At 70.3% G+C, this 17,445-nt stretch carries 17 protein-coding genes; 4 read left to right on the top strand and 13 right to left on the bottom strand.

The features are described from left to right. Positions 1-3: 3 nt before the first annotated feature. From IFU11_RS07500 to IFU11_RS07475, 6 genes are read right to left on the bottom strand one after another with little or no spacing between them, the layout of a single operon-like run. Complete coding sequence (locus IFU11_RS07500; RefSeq protein ID WP_192018567.1) at positions 4-1,107, bottom strand: hypothetical protein; 1,104 nt, start codon at positions 1,105-1,107, stop codon at positions 4-6. Next, positions 1,104-2,144 (bottom strand): VWA domain-containing protein, encoded by a 1,041-nt coding sequence (locus tag IFU11_RS07495; RefSeq protein ID WP_192018566.1) that lies wholly within the window; start codon positions 2,142-2,144, stop codon positions 1,104-1,106. The genes IFU11_RS07500 and IFU11_RS07495 overlap by 4 nt, the downstream gene beginning before the upstream one ends. Next, positions 2,141-3,139, bottom strand: a complete 999-nt coding sequence (locus IFU11_RS07490) for a vWA domain-containing protein (protein WP_137243278.1) — start codon at positions 3,137-3,139, stop codon at positions 2,141-2,143. Before IFU11_RS07490 ends, IFU11_RS07495 begins: the two co-directional genes overlap by 4 nt. Then, positions 3,130-3,597: a hypothetical protein gene (locus tag IFU11_RS07485; protein WP_079002737.1), complete on the bottom strand. Its 468-nt coding sequence runs from the start codon at positions 3,595-3,597 to the stop codon at positions 3,130-3,132. Before IFU11_RS07485 ends, IFU11_RS07490 begins: the two co-directional genes overlap by 10 nt. Continuing rightward, positions 3,584-4,474 (bottom strand): DUF58 domain-containing protein, encoded by an 891-nt coding sequence (locus tag IFU11_RS07480; RefSeq protein ID WP_236555491.1) that lies wholly within the window; start codon positions 4,472-4,474, stop codon positions 3,584-3,586. Before IFU11_RS07480 ends, IFU11_RS07485 begins: the two co-directional genes overlap by 14 nt. A 4-nt stretch (positions 4,475-4,478) precedes the next feature. Beyond that, a complete protein-coding gene (locus IFU11_RS07475) occupies positions 4,479-5,480 on the bottom strand; it encodes an AAA family ATPase (protein WP_192018565.1) in 1,002 nt (333 codons plus the stop codon). Positions 5,481-5,678: 198 nt separating this feature from the next. Between IFU11_RS07475 and IFU11_RS07470 the strand changes: the two genes are divergently transcribed. From IFU11_RS07470 to IFU11_RS07460, 3 genes are read left to right on the top strand one after another with little or no spacing between them, the layout of a single operon-like run. Beyond that, complete coding sequence (locus tag IFU11_RS07470) at positions 5,679-6,947, top strand: acylneuraminate cytidylyltransferase (protein WP_192018564.1); 1,269 nt, start codon at positions 5,679-5,681, stop codon at positions 6,945-6,947. Continuing rightward, positions 6,944-7,873 carry an N-acetylneuraminate synthase family protein gene (locus IFU11_RS07465; RefSeq protein WP_124769572.1) on the top strand — a complete coding sequence of 310 codons (930 nt, stop codon included), beginning with the start codon at positions 6,944-6,946 and terminating at the stop codon, positions 7,871-7,873. Before IFU11_RS07470 ends, IFU11_RS07465 begins: the two co-directional genes overlap by 4 nt. Positions 7,874-7,904: 31 nt before the next feature. Further along, complete coding sequence (locus tag IFU11_RS07460; RefSeq protein ID WP_207185352.1) at positions 7,905-9,212, top strand: DUF6716 putative glycosyltransferase; 1,308 nt, start codon at positions 7,905-7,907, stop codon at positions 9,210-9,212. A gap of 45 nt (positions 9,213-9,257) precedes the next feature. Here IFU11_RS07460 and ispG read toward each other — a convergent pair whose 3' ends face one another. From ispG to IFU11_RS20740, 7 genes are all read right to left on the bottom strand, one after another. Next, on the bottom strand, positions 9,258-10,418 hold the full coding sequence (ispG, locus tag IFU11_RS07455; protein ID WP_064295337.1) for a flavodoxin-dependent (E)-4-hydroxy-3-methylbut-2-enyl-diphosphate synthase: 1,161 nt from the start codon (positions 10,416-10,418) through the stop codon (positions 9,258-9,260). Between the two features lie 76 nt (positions 10,419-10,494). Next, the gene (locus IFU11_RS07450) at positions 10,495-10,833 is read right to left on the bottom strand and encodes an SHOCT domain-containing protein (RefSeq protein WP_138944658.1); all 339 of its coding nucleotides are present in this window, start codon (positions 10,831-10,833) and stop codon (positions 10,495-10,497) included. A 134-nt stretch (positions 10,834-10,967) separates the two neighbouring features. Then, positions 10,968-11,627, bottom strand: coding sequence for a response regulator (locus tag IFU11_RS07445; protein WP_192018562.1), 660 nt, complete (start codon positions 11,625-11,627; stop codon positions 10,968-10,970). Beyond that, the gene (locus IFU11_RS07440) at positions 11,624-12,832 is read right to left on the bottom strand and encodes a sensor histidine kinase (RefSeq protein WP_192018561.1); all 1,209 of its coding nucleotides are present in this window, start codon (positions 12,830-12,832) and stop codon (positions 11,624-11,626) included. Before IFU11_RS07440 ends, IFU11_RS07445 begins: the two co-directional genes overlap by 4 nt. Before the next feature lie 120 nt (positions 12,833-12,952). Beyond that, positions 12,953-14,287: a M50 family metallopeptidase gene (locus IFU11_RS07435; RefSeq protein ID WP_079707172.1), complete on the bottom strand. Its 1,335-nt coding sequence runs from the start codon at positions 14,285-14,287 to the stop codon at positions 12,953-12,955. Positions 14,288-14,372: 85 nt separating this feature from the next. Continuing rightward, entirely contained in the window at positions 14,373-15,452 is a 1,080-nt protein-coding gene (locus IFU11_RS07430; protein ID WP_079707173.1) for a 1-deoxy-D-xylulose-5-phosphate reductoisomerase, read from the bottom strand. 35 nt (positions 15,453-15,487) lie between these two features. Further along, on the bottom strand, positions 15,488-16,486 hold the full coding sequence (locus IFU11_RS20740; RefSeq protein ID WP_079707174.1) for an FKBP-type peptidyl-prolyl cis-trans isomerase: 999 nt from the start codon (positions 16,484-16,486) through the stop codon (positions 15,488-15,490). Between the two features lie 146 nt (positions 16,487-16,632). On the opposite strand from IFU11_RS20740, the gene IFU11_RS07420 reads away from it, so the two are divergent. Beyond that, positions 16,633-17,445 (top strand): lysophospholipid acyltransferase family protein, encoded by an 813-nt coding sequence (locus IFU11_RS07420; protein ID WP_138944661.1) that lies wholly within the window; start codon positions 16,633-16,635, stop codon positions 17,443-17,445.

Here is a 17,445-nt window from a genome sequence, read left to right as displayed (position 1 = left end):
CCGCTACCAGGGACGATCGGCGAAATTCCCGTTGTCGTTGTTCCGACCGCGGTTCTTGGCGTCCTCGGTCGACTTGTCCTGCTGGGCGTCCTGGCCGGCGTCCTTCAACTTGTCGACCTTCCCGTCGACCTCGCTGTCACCGGTACCGCTCGAGCCGCTCGAGTCGCCGTCGCCTTGTCCCCCGTTCGAAGGATCCTGCTGGCCCTGCCCGCCGGACCGGTCGCGCTGGTCGGTCGCATCCTGACGTTTGCGGTCGATGCGATCGCCGGTGTCCTGCAGGTTCTCACCGGGCGTGCCCTTCGGATCGATCACGTCGGGCTGCTGCCCGGTTCCGCCCTGGTCCCCCTGGTCACCCTGGTCGCCCTGGTCGCCCTGGTCGCCCTGGTCGCCCTGGTCACCCTGACCGCCCTGGTCGTCCTGACCTCCTTGACCACCTTGATCACCCTGGTCCTGCGGGTCCTGGGGGTCCTGCGGGTCCTGGGGGTCCTGCGGGTCCTGGGGGTCCTGCGGGTCCTGAGAGTCTTGCGGGTCCTCGTTCTGGTCCTGGGACTCCCCCTCGAAGCAGCCCTCGCCCTCGTCGACGATGCGCTTCGCGGTGTCGTAGAGGTTGATGGCGCCCTGGAAGAACTGGCCCTTCACGTACTCGTCTGCCTGGGTCTCGTACGCGCGCGCCAGGTTGACCCGGACGATGCAGGCGGTCTCCTCCGTCGGCGCGAGCTCGAGCGCCTTGCCGAGGTCGTCGGTCCCCTGCACCCAGTCCTGTCCCGCCGCGGCCGCGGTGCCCCGGTCGAACCAGGCGATCCACGGCTCGACGACGTTCGCCGTGAAGAGGTGGCCCGCGCTCAACTGCGCCCCGGAGTAGTCCTCGGCGCGGTACTCGGCGATCGCCGACTGCGCGACGACCGGCAGACTCACGAACTTGACCCCGACGACGAGGGCGACGAGGACCAGCGGAAGGGACCACCAGAACAGCCGACGGCGCAACCGGGCGACCTCGGCCGGGGCCAGCGGCGGACGCCGCGGTTCCTCGAGTCGTGGCCGTGGCTCAGGGCTGCGCGGCGCATCGTCGGGCCGGTCGGTGCGGGTCCGATCATCGAAGAGGGTCATGCCTGCCCACCCTTCGTCCGTCGGAGCTCGCTCAGCGCGCCGACCAGGCCGGGGAGCTCGGTGAGGAGCAGCACACCGAACCCGAGCGCGAACACCCAGTACAGCTCATCGGTGCGCCGGATGTCCACCTCGTCCTCGACGGTGACGCCGCCGACGGCGAGGCCGTCGAGTGCGTCGTCGAGCGACGCACCCGGTGTCCTGATCTCCGACTCGACGCCGAGCTGCGACGCGATCGTCTCGAGTGCGCCCGGATCCAGCCGGGACACGGCGGGCTCACCGGTCGAGTAGTCCTGGATGTAGCGGACGCTGCCGTCCTGGTACCCGGAGAACTCGCGCATGGTCCCACCGGCCTCGGTCCCATAGCCGAGCACGCCACCGCCGCCGATGAGCGGTGCGATGCTCTCGAACGACCCGGGGGCCGCGCCACTCGTCTGCTCGCCGTCACCGAGGTAGAACATGATCCGGTTCCGACCCGGCTCCTGCTCCTCGGCCTGGGTCAGCAGCGTGGTCATGAACTCCACCGGTGCGTCGATGCTGCTGCCGCGGGAGTAGGTGGTGATCTCCTGCGTCATCGCCTCCGCAGCCGACCGGAGCGCCGTCGCGTCCGTCGTGAGGGGCATGCGCTGGACGGCCACGGCGTCGAACGTCACGAGGGCGTATCGGGCACCGGCCAGCCGGTCGGCGATACCGGTGATGTCGGCCTTCGCACCGTCGAGTCGGGTCGGCGGCTTCGGGGCGCCGTTCTCGTCCGTCCCCGACGCGGTCTCGTCCGGCCAGTCCTCGGCGGCCATCGAGCTCGTCGTGTCCACGACGAAGTAGACGTCGAGGTCGCCCATCGCGGACGGTGGGCGATGGTTGCCGGGGATGGTCGGTCGGAGGGCGATGATCACGAGCACGACGACCATGGCCAGTCGGGCGATCCAGTGCCAGGCTCCTGGCCGCCGCACCCGGGCGAGGAACTGCCAGACGGCGAAGGACGCGAGGACGGTGCCGAGCACGGCGACGGCCCAGATCGGCAGAACGGGGTTGATGGTCATCGGCGCAACCTCCAGGCGAGCAGCATGAGCGCCGCGAGGCCGCCGAACGCCGCCAGCACGAACACGAACGGCTCGTCGACCTGCACGAGCTGTTTGGCGCCCTTCAGCGTCTTCGTCTGCTCCGCCGTGATCTGCTGGACGATGCCGCCGACCGCGCCGGGGTCGGCGAGCGCGTAGTAGTCCCCGCCGGTGGACGTCACGACCTCGTCCATCTCCGCGGCGAGGTCGTCGAGGTAGTCCTTGCTGGAGACGTCGCCGGGGTTGATCCCGTACACCGTCACGTCCTGCGCCTTCGCGTAGGCGCCGGCCTCCTTGAGCGTGAGGATCGGCTCGCCCGCGACGTAGTTGTCGGTCGCGAGCACGATCGAGCGCGACCGTTCCTCGCCGACCTGGTCGAACCGCATGACGCAGGACCCGAGACCGTCGCCGATGAGGGACGAGCCGTTCCCGAGATCGGTGCCGTTCCAGTACTCGTAGTCGCTCTCCGGCGAGGTGAGGTCCTCGACGAGGTGGTCGAGCTGCGCTGCCACGTAGTCGTAGTCGCTCGTCAGCGGGAAGTACGTGGTCGCGGACGCGTTGAACAGGACGAGCGCGATCCGCTCACCGTCGAACCGCTGCACGAGCTTCTCGAACACCCCGACCAGCGCGGCGTCGTACTCCGTCATCGACCCGGACACGTCGAGGCAGAGCACGATGTCGCGGTTGCGCAGTTCGGGCTGGAACACCGTCGTGCTCACCACGCGTGACCCGAGGGCCGTGCCGGCGAGCAGCAGCACCCCGAGCGCGGCGATCGTCGCGATGATGAGGCGCCGGTACCGCGACAGCGCGCGACGGTAACCGGGGAGCGCGGTGAGCCGTTCGGAGTGCGCGACCCACAGGGGCTCGGCGTTCGCCTTCCGGCGCCGCCCGGTGCGGGCCACGAGGACGACGACGGCGACCACCGCGGCCACGGCGAGGAGCCAGACGAGCGGCATCCACCAGTAGATCAGCTCCACGTCGTCACCACCTGGCGGGCGAGCGTGGCGGCCTCGGCGACGCTGCCCGTCTCGGCCTCGCGGAACTCGACCGGGTAGTAGGCCGACACGGCACGACTGAGTGGCGCGAGTCCGGCGCGATCGAGGTCTGCGAGGGTCATGACCTGGGCGCGGACGCCGCTGGACTCGTGCGCGTACATCCGGAGGATCGCGCCGAGCCGTTGGTGGGCGCGCCGCGTACTCAGGGCGCCGTCCCCGTGCTCGCGCTCGATCTCGCCGATGAGCGCGAGGTAGCGGTCGCGCAGGACGGTCGGCGACGGCTGCGGCGCCGGGCGCGGCGCGCTCCCGCGCGCGCGACGGCGCACGTGGGCGAGCATCCAGACGTACCACCCGATCACGAGCGCGATGAGCACGAGTCCGAGCACCGGCCAGAGCAGCGTGTACTGGACCGGTGCGTAGTAGCCGTTATCGCCGGGCATGTCGGTGGGCCTCGAGGAGGTGGAAGAGGACGGGGACGACGTCGTCGGCTCCGGTCACGCGCTGACCGCTGATGCCGAGTTCCTCGAGCTGGTCGAGGTGTCGGGCGGTGGCGCTGGTGACGGCCTCGGTGAACTCACGACGGAGCGCGTCGTCCGACCGGATGAAGGCCGGCAGGGACCGCTCGTCGGCGACGTCGACCATCGCCCGACCGGTGTACTCCGCCCGCATGAGGTCGGCGTCGCCGACCGAGATCCAGAGCACCTCGTGCTGGACGTGCAGGCGGCGGAGGATCTCCGACCGCTTCGGCGTGATCTCCTCGTCATCCGAGACGATCACGAGCAGACAGCGCTGCTTGACCGACCGTGCCGCGTAGCCGAGCAACTCGTCGAGATCGCTCTGGGGTGCCGCGAGCGACGCACGCCGGTCGATGTGCTGCAGCAGGCGCTCGAGTGCCGATTCGGTGCCGGCGGGTCGGACGAGTTCCGGTGCGGCGGCGTCGCCGGCGACGAGACCGACGAGGTCGCCGTGCCGGATCGCGAGGTATCCCAGGATGCCGACCGCGAGGATGGCGACCTCGCGTTTGGTGCTCCCACCCTCGGCGAGCGCCGCGAGATCACGACCCGTGTCGACGACGAACAGCACCTGGTGTTTCCGCGTGGCGATGTAGCGCTTCACGAGTGGAGCGCCGTGTCTGGCCGTCGCCTTCCAGTCGATGTCCTTGATCTCGTCGCCCGGGGTGTACTCGCGGAGGTCGTCGAAGTCGAGGCTCCTGCCCTGGAACACCGAACGGTACTCGCCGTCGAGCATCCCCCGCACGCGGCGGTGGGCGTGGATGAAGAGTTTGGACTTCACCCGGTGGAGCAGCGGGGCTGACACGGGCCTACGGCGCCTGGACCGCTCCGAAGACGGCGTCGATGATCGTCTCGGGCGAGACGTCGTCGGCCGCGGCTTCGAAGTTCAGGATGATGCGGTGCCGCAGCACCTGGTGGCGGTAGCCCTTGACGTCCTCCGGGATGACGTGGTCACGCCCGGCGAGGATCGCGAGCGCCCGCGCGACGGTGCTGAACGCGATGCTGGCACGCGGGCTCGCCCCGTACTCGATGTAGCTCGCGAGCTTCGGCGGCAGGTAGTCGCTCGCATGGCGGGTCACGTAGACCGTCTGGACGATGTAGTTGAGGATCGATGCGTCGAGGTAGACCCGCTTGGCGAGGGACTGCAGGAACAGGACGTCCTCGAGGCTCACCCCCGGGCGGTCCTGGTCGGTCTCGTAGAGCCCGGAGTTCACCCGACGGACGATCTCGGCCTCCTCGCCGATCGTCGGGTAGTCGAGCACCTCCTTGAGGAGGAAGCGGTCGAGCTGCGCCTCGGGCAGGTGGTACGTGCCCTCCTGCTCGATGGGGTTCTGCGTGGCGAGGACGAAGAACGGCTTCGGCAGCGGATAGTGCGTGCCGCCGATGGAGGTCTGGCGTTCCTGCATCGCCTCGAGCATCGCGCTCTGGGTCTTCGCGCTCGACCGGTTGACCTCGTCGAGGAGCACGAAGTTCGCGTGCACGGGCCCGAGCTGGGTCTGGAACGCGCCCGTGCGGGCGTCGTAGATCTGGGTGCCGATGATGTCGCTCGGCAACAGGTCGGGGGTGCACTGGATGCGTTTGAACGAGGCGTTCACCGCTTGGGCGATCGATTCCGCCGCGGTCGTCTTCGCGAGTCCTGGGACGCTCTCGAGCAGGACGTGTCCGCCCGAGACGAGTGCCGCGAGCAGGGTGGTGCGCAGGCCCTGCTGGCCGACCACCTTCGCATCGTAGGCACCGACGATCTCGGAGAGGATGCTGCGGGCCCGCTGCAGCTCGGCTGGCGCGATGGCGGTGCTCGGCGTCACGGTCACTGGTCTCCCTGGCGAGGCTGGCGGTCCGGACGGATGACCGTCGAACGCGGATCCGCCTGGTGGAACCCGGCGGTCCGAACAGTCTACGTGTGAAGATCCGGAGCTCGGACGCCTCGGCCACCGGATGGCCACCAGGGCGTCGGCCGCCGTTCGCCCACCGTCCCCCTCGCGTCCACCGCCGCTTCCTACCGTGGATCGATGACATCTGCAGCGCACGGGAGGCACCCGGAGACCGACGGCGCGACGGCGATCGTCCCGGTCAGGGGCGGTTCGAAGGGGATCCACCGCAAGAACCTCAGGACGGTCCGCGGGAGCACCCTCATCGCGCGATCGGTCGAAGGGCTGCTGCGGTCGGGTGGCGTCTCGCGCGTGGTCGTCACGACCGATCACCCGGACCTCGCCGCCGCCGCCGTCGCCGCCGGTGCCGAGGTCATCGACCGGCCGGCCGAACTCGCCGAGGACAGCACCTCCTCCGAGGCCGCGCTCCTCCACGCGCTCGGCGTCCTCGCGGAGCGCGGAGAGCTGACCCCCGTGACGGTGTTCGCGCAGGCGACGTCGCCCTTCCTCGACGTTGAAGCACTCGACGACGCCGTCGCCCTGGTCTCCTCCGGGCGGGCGGACTCCGTCTTCGCCGCGGTGCTCGACCACGGATTCCTCTGGACGGAGAAGACGAAGGGTGCCCGAGGGATCGGTCACGACCACCGCGAGCGGCCCCGGCGACAGGACCGCGCCCCGCAGTACCGCGAGACCGGCTCGTTCTACGTCTTCGACACGGACGGCTTCCTCGAGGCCCGGCACCGCTTCTTCGGCCGGATCGCGCCGGCTGTCACCAGGTCCTTCGCCGCGCTCGACATCGACGAACCGGAGGATCTGCTCGTCGCCGAGGCGATCGCCGGACTCGCCGAACGTCAGCTGGGCATCCCGTCGGGCTCCGAGCGTTCGGAGCACCACCTCGACGTCGACGCCGTCGTCACCGACTTCGACGGGGTCCACACCGACGACCGCGCCAGCATCGACGCCGACGGGGTCGAACGGGTGAGCGTCCATCGCGGTGACGGCCTCGGCGTCCGTCAGCTGCGCGAGGCCGGGCTGCCGTTCCTGATCCTGTCGACCGAGCGGGTCCCGATCGTCGCCGCACGCGCGGCCAAACTCGGCGTCGACGTCGTATACGGCTCAGCCGACAAGGCGACCGCACTCCGCGACTGGGCCACGGCGAAGGGTGTCCCACTCGACCGCATCGCGTACCTCGGCAACGACGTCAACGACATCCCGGCCCTCGAGATCGTCGGCTGGCCGGTCGTCGTCGCCGATGCGCACCCGGAGGCCCGTGCCGTCTCCCGGCTCGTCCTGGAACGCCGAGGCGGCGACGGAGCCGTCCGCGAACTCGCCGACCTCGTCCTCGCCGCACGCGCGACCCTCGACCCCCTGAAGCTGTCCACGCTGCAATCGAACGGAGCACGACCATGAGCATCCACCAGGACGCGAACGACACCACCGACCTCGACGGCCGGACGCAGCCGTCTCCCGTGCGCATCGACGGCATCCCCGTCGGCGGCGGCGCCCCCGCGTACGTCATCGGGGAGATCGGTCTCAACCACAACGGCGACGTGGAGCTCGCGAAGCGACTCATCGACGTGGCCGCCGACGCCGGCGCACAGGCCGTCAAGTTCCAGAAGCGCACGCCGGAGATCTCGACGCCGGCGCACATGCGCGACGTCCCGCGGCAGACGCCGTGGGGTGAGATGAGCTACCTCGACTACCGCTACCGGGTCGAGTTCGACCGTGAGCAGTACATCGAGATCGGCGACCACGCCACCCTGCGAGGCCTCAGCTGGTTCGCCTCCCCGTGGGACGAACCGTCGGTCGACTTCCTCGAGGACCTGGGCGTCAGCGCGCACAAGGTCGCGTCCGCCTCCGTGACCGACTCGGGCCTCCTGACCCGTCTCGCCGCGACCGGGAAGCCGATCATCCTCTCGACCGGCATGTCGACGCTCGAGCAGATCGACCGCGCCGTCGAGATCCTCCGGGGCTCGCCGCTGGTCATCCTGCACGCGACCTCCACGTACCCCTTGCCCGCCGAAGAGGCGAACCTCCGGATGATCGACAGCCTCGCCGCCCGGTACCCCGGTGTGCCGATCGGGTACTCCGGCCACGAGACCGGTCTGCAGATCTCCCTCGCCGCGGTCGCCCTCGGGGCCACGATGGTGGAACGCCACATCACGCTCGACCGTGCCATGTGGGGCTCGGACCACGCCGCGTCGCTCGAACCGCACGGCTTCTCGAACCTCGTCCGCGACATCCGGGTCATCGAGACCGCCATGGGTGACGGCGTCAAGCGCATCTTCCCCGGCGAACTCGCCCCACTCGCGAAGCTGCGCAGGGTCGATGCCTGATCATGGGCCCCGCCGTCGGGTGATCGGGGTGGTGGACTCCGACTCCTTCGTGAAGTGGGGCGCCGCCACCCTCTCCCGCGCGACCGGCTGGGACGTCGACCTCGTCCTCATCGAGAGCGACGTGTCCGCCACCGACCGGCAAGTGGACATCGCTCTGCTCCACACGGCGTTCGAGGGGCGGACCGTCCGTCGCCTGTCGCTCCGACGACTCGTCGACCTCATCCGGACCGAGCAGCCGGACGGCGTGTTCGTCTCCACGCGTGGGCCGGTCGCCGAGGTCGTCATCTCGGAACTCCTCGCGCTCGGGCGCGCCACCCGCCCAGTGCTGCTCACCGGTCTGCCCGGCATCTCCATCCCGGCGAAGTGGAAGGGGATCTTCCTCCGCGCGCAGGCGGACGTCTTCGTCCTGCACAGCCACCGCGAGGTCGCCGCCTACCGTGAACTCGCGCTGACGCACGGGGTCGAACCGGCGTTCGCGCTCGCGACCCTGCCGTTCCTGACGGACCCGGCGACCGAGTCACCGGCCGAGCCCGCCCCGCGTACCCGGGTCGTCTTCGCCGCCCAGGCCACCGTCCCGGCCGATCGCGGCGACCGTCTCCGGATCCTCTCCTGGCTGCGGACCCTCGCGAACCGGCACCGCGACCTCGACGTCGTGATCAAGGTGCGCGGCCTCGCCGGCGACCCGCAGACCCATCACGAGCACTACCCCTTCGACACCCTCCTGACCGGTCCGACACCCGACAACCTGCGGGTCGCCACCGGGTCGATGGCGGTCCACCTCGGCCACGCGGCCGGGCTCGTCACCGTGAGTTCCACCGCCGCGATCGAGGCCATCGCGGCCGGGGTCCCGGTCATCCTGCTCGACGACTTCGGTGTGGACCCGGCACTTATCAACACCGTCTTCGAGGGCAGCGGGCTGTTGGCTTCCAAGGACGACCTCATGGCCGCCCGGTTCCGGCACCCGAACCCGGACTGGCTGCAGCAGAACTACTTCCACCCCGCCGAAGAGGACGACTGGATCCAGCGGTCGGAGGAGGCGTTCGCCGCGCGCGACCTCGGGACCCTGCCGATCCGTCCTCGGGCACGACAGAGTCGCGGCGGCATGCTCCGCACCGGTTGGGAGCGGCGTCGGGCGTTCGGGCGGGCCGACACGAGCGCGCTGGGCACGGTCGCCTTCGTCGTCGGGCGGCCACTGCAGATCGCTCGCCGTCTGGTCCGTCGCGCTCGTGGCGTCCAGCCGGCCGAGCGCCAACCGATCCCCTCCCGTCGGCTCGCGCCGATCGAGACGGAGACACCGGTGCGCGCTCCGCACGGGGCTCGTCACCGCACGGCCCGCTGACGGGAGCGCCGCTCGACCGGAGACCGGTCGGGCGACGCTCCAGGCTCAGTTGGAGCCGACCGTCACCACCGGTGCGCCCGTGGAGGTGTCGTCGGCGGGCATCTCGGCGGCCAGGCGGTTGGCCTCCTGGATGAGCGTCGCGACGATCTCCGATTCCGGCACGGTCTTGATGACCTCGCCCTTGACGAAGATCTGGCCCTTGCCGTTGCCGCTCGCGACGCCGAGGTCGGCTTCGCGTGCCTCTCCGGGGCCGTTCACGACGCAGCCCATGACGGCGACGCGCAGTGGGACGCTCATCCCCTCGAGGCCGTCGGTCACGTCGTTCGCGAGCTTGTAGACGTCGACCTGCGCGCGCCCACAGCTCGGGCAGGAGACGATCTCGAGCTTGCGCTCGCGGAGGTTCAGCGACTGCAGGATCTGCAGCCCGACCTTGATCTCCTCCGCCGGCGGCGCGGAGAGCGAGACACGGATGGTGTCGCCGATGCCCTCGGAGAGCAGGATGCCGAAGGCGGTCGCGCTCTTGATCGTGCCTTGGAAGGAGGGACCGGCCTCCGTCACGCCGAGGTGCAGCGGCCAGTCACCGCGCTCGGCGAGCAGCCGGTAGGCCTTCACCATGACGACCGGGTCGTTGTGCTTGACGGAGATCTTGAAGTCGTGGAAGTCGTGCTCCTCGAAGAGGCTCGCCTCCCAGACGGCGCTCTCGACGAGCGCTTCTGGGGTCGCCTTGCCGTACTTCTGCAGCAGCCGCGGGTCGAGGGAACCGGCGTTGACACCGATGCGGAGGGAGACGCCAGCGGCCTTCGCGCGCCGGGCGATCTCGCCGACCTGGTCGTCGAACTTCCGGATGTTGCCGGGATTGACCCGGACGGCCGCGCACCCTGCGTCGATCGCGGCGTAGACGTAGGCGGGCTGGAAGTGGATGTCGGCGATCACCGGGATCTGACTCTTCTTCGCGATGATCGGCAGCACCTCGGCGTCGTCGCGGGTCGGGACGGCCACGCGGACGATGTCGCAGCCCGAGGCCGTGAGCTCGGCGATCTGTTGGAGGGTCGCGTTGATGTTGGTCGTCTGGGTCGTCGTCATCGACTGGACGCTCACCGGGGCATCGCCGCCGACGAGCACCTTGCCGACCTTGATCTGTCGCGACTTGCGCCGCGGGCTGAGCGTCTCGGGAACCGACGGAAGACCCAGATTGATAGCTACCACGAGCCTCAGCTTACGCGCGCGACGCCCCGCAGGCTCCCCGTGAGCTGAATGCCTGCTGGGACGTCGCGATCCACGGTCAACGGGCGGGCGGTGCCTCGCGATTCGCTCGCAGGACGCCGAGCCGTTCCCGGTACTCGACCTCGTCGATGTCGCCCTGGGCGAAGCGCTCGGCGAGCGTCTGCTCGGCGCTCCGCGACCCGTCCTGGCGCCAGGCCCACGGCGGGCCCTGGTGGCCGTCCGGGGACGCCCCGGACCAGGCTCGGCGACGCCACCGCCGACCGACGAGCGCGACGATGAGGACGATCACGGCGATCCAGAACGCGGGGATGAGCAGCAGCCAGAGGAGGTGGAAGCCTGGTCCGGGACCGCCGGGATGCATGGCGGTCGCGGCGAGCACGATCAGGGAGGTGGACATGGAGGACTCCGTTCGTCGGGCGGACGACGACCGTCGTCCGCATCACGACCCCGAGCCTCCTCCGGATGGTGGCCGAGGGCATCCGACGACGGGACGGATCACTTGACTCCCCTGGGAGTACGACCACCGGTCGCTCAGACGCCGGGACTGACGAGCCCGGTCTCGTAGGCGATGACGACGAGGCGGACCCGGTCGCGCGCGGCGAGCTTCGACATGATGCGCGACACGTGGGTCTTCGCCGTGAGCGGGCTGAGGAACAGCGCCCCTCCGATCTCCTCGTTGGTGAGTCCGCGTCCGACGAGACCCAGCACCTCGCGTTCGCGCTCCGTGAGCCCGGCGATCACGGCGTCGTCGAGCGGCGCGGTGATCGCTCCGGCGACCTGGGTGAGCAGCCGCCTCGTGACCCCGGGCGACAGCAGGGCATCACCCGACGCGACCACTCGGACGGCCCGGATGAGCTCGGCCGGCTCGGTGTCCTTCACGAGGAAGCCGCTCGCGCCTGCCCGGATCGCCTGCGCGACGTACTCGTCGAGCTCGAAGGTGGTGACGACGATGATGCGGGTGGCCTCGAGCGCCGGATCCGCGACGATGGCCTCGGTGGCGGCCAGGCCGTCGCCTCCGGGCATCCTGATGTCCATGAGCACCACGTCCGGTCGTTCCCGACGGACGACGATGAGCGCCTCGTCCCCACCGGCCGCCTCACCGACGACCGCGATGTCGGGCTCCGCGTCGAGGAGGGCGCGGAACCCGCCGCGGATGAGTGCCTGGTCGTCGGCGACGACCACGCGGATCATGCGACGCCTCGGACCGGCACCCGGGCCGTGACACGGAAGCCGCCGAGCGGACTCCGCCCGGTCTCGAGGGTGCCGCCGAGGAGCTCGGCGCGCTCGGTCATGCCGAGGAGGCCGTTGCCGTGCTCCGCGGGTCCGGGTGGGGCACCGACCCCGTCGTCCTCCACGAGCAGGCGATAGGTGCCGTCGACCTCGACGAGCTCGACGCAGACCCGTCCGGCCTGCGCGTGCCGGAGGACGTTCGTGACGCTCTCCTGCGCGATCCGGTACAGCGCCTGCTGCACGGCCGCGCCGGGCGTGGAGACGAGGCGCAGCTCGAGTACCGCGTCGACGCCCTGGTCTCGGAGGGACTGGACGAGGACTGGTAGTGCCTCGAGATCCGGCCCCGGTCGCCTCGGCGCGCCGGTCGTGGGATCCTGGGCCGCATCGGCACCACGGAGGACGTCGAGGAGGCCACGGACCTCGTCGAGCGACGCCTTGCTCGACCCCTTGATGTTCGTCAGAGCCTCCCTGGCACGTTCGGGCTGGGTGTCCATGAGATGCAGGCCCATGCCGGCCTGGACGGTGATCTGCGCGAGCGAGTGGGCGACCACGTCGTGCAGCTCACGGGCGATGCGCACGCGCTCCTCCTGCGCGGCGGACGCCCGGCGTTCACCTTGACGCCGGCGATCCGCGTCGAGCTGTTCGCGCCGGGTGCGGAGTCCCTCGGCGAGGAGGACGGCGACGATGACGAGGGCGGTCGTGGCCCCGACACGGAAGCCCGACACCTTCCAACCGACGGCGAGCGCGACGGTCAGGGCGAGCGCCCACCCGAGTCCCAGCGACGGATAGGCCCAGCCGCGCGCCCCACGGACGATGCCGGAACCCGCGGCGAACGCCAGCGCCACGGCGGGAGGGCCCCAGGTGGGACCCGTCAGCATCGAGGCGGTCGACAGCACGGCGACCGCCGCGACCGTCGGCCCGGGCGACCGCCTGGCAGCGAGCAGGCAGAGCACGCCGGCGAGTGCCAGGAGGACTGCCGAGGAACGGGACCACCCCGAGGCACCGGCACCCGGGCCGAAGGAACCGTGGAGGGCGAGCACCGCTGTCGCGGGCACCTGGACAAGGAAGGACACCACCACCGGCGCCCAGAGGCGCCAGACGGGGCGTTCGGGTCGGCGATCGCTCGGCGTCGTCCAGGGTGCCGAACCCGTCTCGACCGATGCCATCCCTGCATGCTACTCGCGGGTCGGAGCCGCCGCGTCGCCCGCACGGAGCCTGCACCGTACTCCCCGGGGAGTACGGCCGTACCGGGATGGGACGGTCCCGCGGGCTCCGGTCGCGTCGGCCTAGCCGAAGAGGTTGACCGGCTTGACGATGTCGGCGTACACGAGGAGCGCGCTCATGCCGCCGAGGACGATCACCACGCCGAAGGTGAGCGGGATGAGCTTCGCCGCGTCCACCGGTCCCGGGTCGCGACGTCGGAAGACCTTCGCGAAGCGGCGACGGATCGCCTCCCAGAGCGCTGCTGCGACGTGCCCGCCGTCGAGGGGCAGCAAGGGGATGAGGTTGAAGACGAAGAGCGCGACGTTGAGCGACCCGAGGATGCCGAACACGGTCGCCGCCTTCGACGCGACGGGGATCTCGTCGAGGCTGACCACCTCGCCCACGACCCGTCCGACGCCCACGACACTCATCGGCCCGTTGGGGTCGCGCTCGCCGGATCCGAACGCGGCCTGCCCGACGTCGATGAGTCGCTGGGGCAGGTTCAGGATGATGTTGGCGGTCCGGGCGATCGTGTCGCCGACGGTCGGCAGGATCGTGGTGACGGGCTGCGCCACCATCTGCTGCTGCGGGGTGATGCCGACGAAGCCGACCTCATGGGTCTTCGCCGAGCCGTCGGCGTTCGTGACGATCTTGCCGGTCTCGGCGTCGACGACGTCCCGCTCGAGCAGCAGCGGCGTCAGGGTGAGGTCGAGTCGCTGCTCTCCGCGGGCGACCTCGAGGGCCAACGGCTTGCCCGGCGAATCCTGCACGGCCGCGGAGATCTCGGCGAAGGTGGAGATCGGGGTGCCGTCGATCGAGAGGATCGTGTCGCCCGGCTTCAAACCCGCGGCGGCCGCCGGACCCTGCGGATCCCCCGCTGCACAGCTCTGGCGGTCGCTGGTGGACGGCAACACGCACTCGTACACCGAGGTCAGCGTGCTGCTCTGCTGCGGGACGCCGAACCCCGACACGGCGATACCGATGAACAGGACGGCGAGGACGAGGTTCATGAACGGCCCGCCGAGCATGACGACGATCCGCTTCCAGACGGGCAACCGGTAGAAGGTGCGCTCCTCGTCGCCGGCGCCGATCGTGTCGGCACTCGCCTCCCGCGCGTCCTGGACCAGCGTGTCGAAGAAGCCGGTGCTGGCGTTCCGGGCGGCACCGCCGGGCTGCTTGGGCGGGAACATGCCGATCATCGAGATGTAGCCGCCGAGCGGGATCATCTTGACGCCGTACTCGGTCTCGCCCTTGCGGCGCGACCAGATGGTGCGACCGAAGCCGATCATGTACTGGGTGACCCGCACGCCGAACAGCTTCGCGGGCACGAGGTGACCGACCTCGTGCAGCCCGATGGACACGATGAGGCCCACGAGCACGATCACGATGCCGAGGAGGTAGAGGAGGACGGATTCCACGGCGTAACCCTACTCGCGCGGTCGGGTCACCGGCTGCACGCCGGCTGTACGGCCGCTCGGAAGCTTCCGACGATGGACGGGCAGGTCAGCCGATGCGCTGCTGCGCGCGAGCCCTCGCCCAGCGCTCCGCCTCCGCGAGCGCCTCCCGGGTGAGCTCGCCCTCGGGCGCCTCGTGGTCGTCGACGACCGCGCGGACGGTGTCGAGGATGCCGAGGTAGCCCAGCCGACCCGCGTGGAAGGCCGCAACGGCCTCCTCGTTCGCCGCGTTGAACACGGCCGGATAGGTGCGACCCTGCCCGCCCACGAGCTTGGCCAGCCGCACCGCCGGGAAGGCCTCGTGGTCGAGGGGCTCGAACGTCCACTGCTGGCGCGAGGTCCAATCGAGCGGGACGCCGACGCCTGGGACCCGGTTGGGCCAGTCGAGCCCGAGGGAGATGGGGAGCCGCATGTCGGGCGGGGAGGCCTGGGCGATGGTGGAACCGTCGATGAACTCGACCATCGAGTGGACGATCGACTGCGGGTGGACCGTCACCTCGATGCGGTCGTATGGGACGTCGAACAGCAGGTGCGCCTCGATCACCTCGAGACCCTTGTTGACGAGGGTCGCCGAGTTCGTCGTGACGACGAGACCCATGTCCCAGGTGGGGTGGGCGAGTGCCTCGGCCGGCGTGACGCCGGCGAGCGACGCGCGGTCCCGTCCGCGGAACGGTCCTCCCGAGGCGGTCAGGACGAGCCGTCGCACCTCCGTGGCGGTGCCGGATCGGAGGGCCTGGGCGATCGCGGAATGCTCGGAGTCCACGGGCACGATCTGGCCGGGTGTCGCGATCCGCCGGACGAGGTCGCCACCGACGATGAGCGACTCCTTGTTCGCGAGCGCGAGCGTCCTGCCCGTCTCGAGGGCCGCGAGGGTCGGGCCGAGCCCGATGGAGCCCGTGATGCCGTTCAGCACCACGTCGGCGTCGACGCTGCGGATGAGCCGCTCGGCGTCGGCCGCGCCCAGGGCCGTGTCGTCGACGTGGAAGGCGGCGGCCTGCTCGGCGAGGAGCTCGGCGTTCGAGCCGGCCGTCAGGCCGACGACCTCGAAGCGGTCGCGGTCACCCCGGATGACGTCGAGTGCCTGCGTGCCGATCGAGCCGGTTGATCCGAGGATGATGACGCGTCTCACGGCGGTCAGTCTACGTCGGCGGCGGTGCGGGCCGCTCAGCCCGCGGCGGGAGCCGTGGTGCTGCTCGCGTCGAGGATGTCGATGACGAACACGATGGTGTCGTCGGCCTCGATGCCCGCCTGGCTGTTGCCGCCGCTCGGTCCGTACCCGAGGTCGGGTGGGATGACGGCGATGACCTGCGATCCGATGTGCTGGCCGGCGATGGCGCTCGAGAAGCCCTTCACCACGGCGGACAGCTGGAAGTTGGTCGGTCCGTTGCCCCAGCTCTCGTCGAAGACCTCGCCGGTCCGCCAGTTCACACCCTGATAGTTGATGATGACCTCGGCGTCGGGCTGCACCACCGCTCCGTCGCCCTGCTTGAGGACCGCGACCTGGAGATCGGCCGGAGCGGGCTCCTCGGGGATGGTGACCGTGGGTCGTCCGGCGGTGTCGAGCTCGACCGCGGGCATCCCGGCGACGGGCTCCTGCGGGACGCCGTCCGCCTTGGCGTCGCTGTGCACCGTGCTGAGGACGTCGGCCACGACGACCAGCGGCTGGTCGGCCTGGACCGTGCCGTCGCTCGACCCTGCGGAACCGAACCCGTCGCCCGCCGTGACGAACGCCGCGACGCGCGATCCGACGTTCGTGCACTCGACGGCGCGGACGAGGCCCTTCAGGTACTTCTGGTCGTTGACCACGATCGCCGTCGCCGGGCTCGCACCGTAGGCGGTCTGCGCGACGATCGACCCGGTCACGGCGTTGTAGATCGACATCTCGACGAACGTCGTGTCGCCGGGATCGACCCGCTCTCCGTCGCCCTTGGCCACGATCGTGCGTTCGGTCGTATCTGCGGCGAGGGTGCCCTTCGCGAAGGTGACCTCGGGGATCGAGCCGAAGTCGCCACTGACGCTGATCGCCTTGGACGCCTTGCCTGCGCTCGTGTCGGCGCACTCCCCCGGACTGGGAAGCGCTTGCGACTGCGACGTCGCCGAACTGCACGCGGTCAGCGACACGAGGGACGCGATGACGGCCAGAAGGCAGAGGCTCTTGCGCACAGGGGAACTTTCGGTCGTTGCTGAGGGGTCGGTCCAGTTTCACCCACCAGGCTCCATGCTGGCTGACAGCGCGCCGAACATCCGCGGTGGGCGGTCACACGTGAGTATGCCGGGTCGCGCATGCGTCGGCGGGTACAGTCGTGCGCATGGCCGATGAGGAGCAGACGCAGCGACGCGCCCAGGAACCCTCCGACCAGACCACGGTCGAACCGTCGACGGACGACACGGTGGCCACGCCCTCGAAACCCGGTGTCGTCTACTACTTCGGACGAGCCGTCCTGAACACGACGGCGAAGCTGCTCTACCGCCCCAAGATCATCGGTCGGAAGAACGTCCCGAAGCGTGGGCCGGTCATCCTGGCGAGCAACCACCTCTCGTTCATCGACAGCATCGCGATCCCGATCAGCGCGCCACGACGGGTGCAGTTCCTGGCGAAGTCCGATTACTTCACCGGACGCGGTCTGAAGGGCTGGGTCTCGCGCACCTTCTTCACCTCGATCGGCGCGGTCGGGGTCGAACGTGGCGTCGGACAGGCGGCGCAGGAGGCGCTCGACCAGGGACGCCGGATCCTCGAGAGCGGCGAGGCCTTCGCCATCTACCCCGAGGGCACCCGGTCGCTCGACGGACGGCTGTACCGCGGCAGGACCGGTGTCGCCTGGCTGGCACTCACCACGGGCGCGACGGTCGTCCCAGTGGGCCTCATCGGCACCGACGACCTCATGCCGGTGGGCACCACGATCCCGAAGTTCAAACCGGTCACGGTGATCTTCGGTGAACCCATCGACGTGAGCCACCATGGCCCGGCGACCTCAGGACGCGCCAGACGCAAGGCGACGGACGAGATCATGGCGGCGATCCACGCCCTCACCGGCCAGGAGCTCGCGAACGCCTACAACGAGTCGCCGCCCGCCGACACCGTCGAGCGCATCAAGCGCGCCTTCCGCCCGGAACGGCTCTGA

The organism is Plantibacter sp. CFBP 8804, assembly GCF_014841225.1.
Classification (GTDB): domain Bacteria; phylum Actinomycetota; class Actinomycetes; order Actinomycetales; family Microbacteriaceae; genus Plantibacter; species Plantibacter auratus.
Note: the sequence above shows the minus strand (reverse complement) of the source record. Positions and strands in the feature narration are given on the sequence as shown.

Bases quoted from the DNA above. Each gene is read 5' to 3' on its own strand.
- IFU11_RS07485 (WP_079002737.1), bottom strand. From the start codon at position 3,597: ATGCCCGGCGATAACGGCTACTACGCACCGGTCCAGTACACGCTGCTC.
- IFU11_RS07450 (WP_138944658.1), bottom strand. From the start codon at position 10,833: ATGTCCACCTCCCTGATCGTGCTCGCCGCGACCGCCATGCATCCCGGC.
- IFU11_RS07420 (WP_138944661.1), top strand. From the start codon at position 16,633: ATGGCCGATGAGGAGCAGACGCAGCGACGCGCCCAGGAACCCTCCGAC.
- IFU11_RS07445 (WP_192018562.1), bottom strand. From the start codon at position 11,627: ATGATCCGCGTGGTCGTCGCCGACGACCAGGCACTCATCCGCGGCGGG.
- IFU11_RS07440 (WP_192018561.1), bottom strand. From the start codon at position 12,832: ATGGCATCGGTCGAGACGGGTTCGGCACCCTGGACGACGCCGAGCGAT.
- IFU11_RS07495 (WP_192018566.1), bottom strand. From the start codon at position 2,144: ATGACCATCAACCCCGTTCTGCCGATCTGGGCCGTCGCCGTGCTCGGC.
- IFU11_RS07465 (WP_124769572.1), top strand. From the start codon at position 6,944: ATGAGCATCCACCAGGACGCGAACGACACCACCGACCTCGACGGCCGG.
- IFU11_RS07500 (WP_192018567.1), bottom strand. From the start codon at position 1,107: ATGACCCTCTTCGATGATCGGACCCGCACCGACCGGCCCGACGATGCG.
- IFU11_RS07470 (WP_192018564.1), top strand. From the start codon at position 5,679: ATGACATCTGCAGCGCACGGGAGGCACCCGGAGACCGACGGCGCGACG.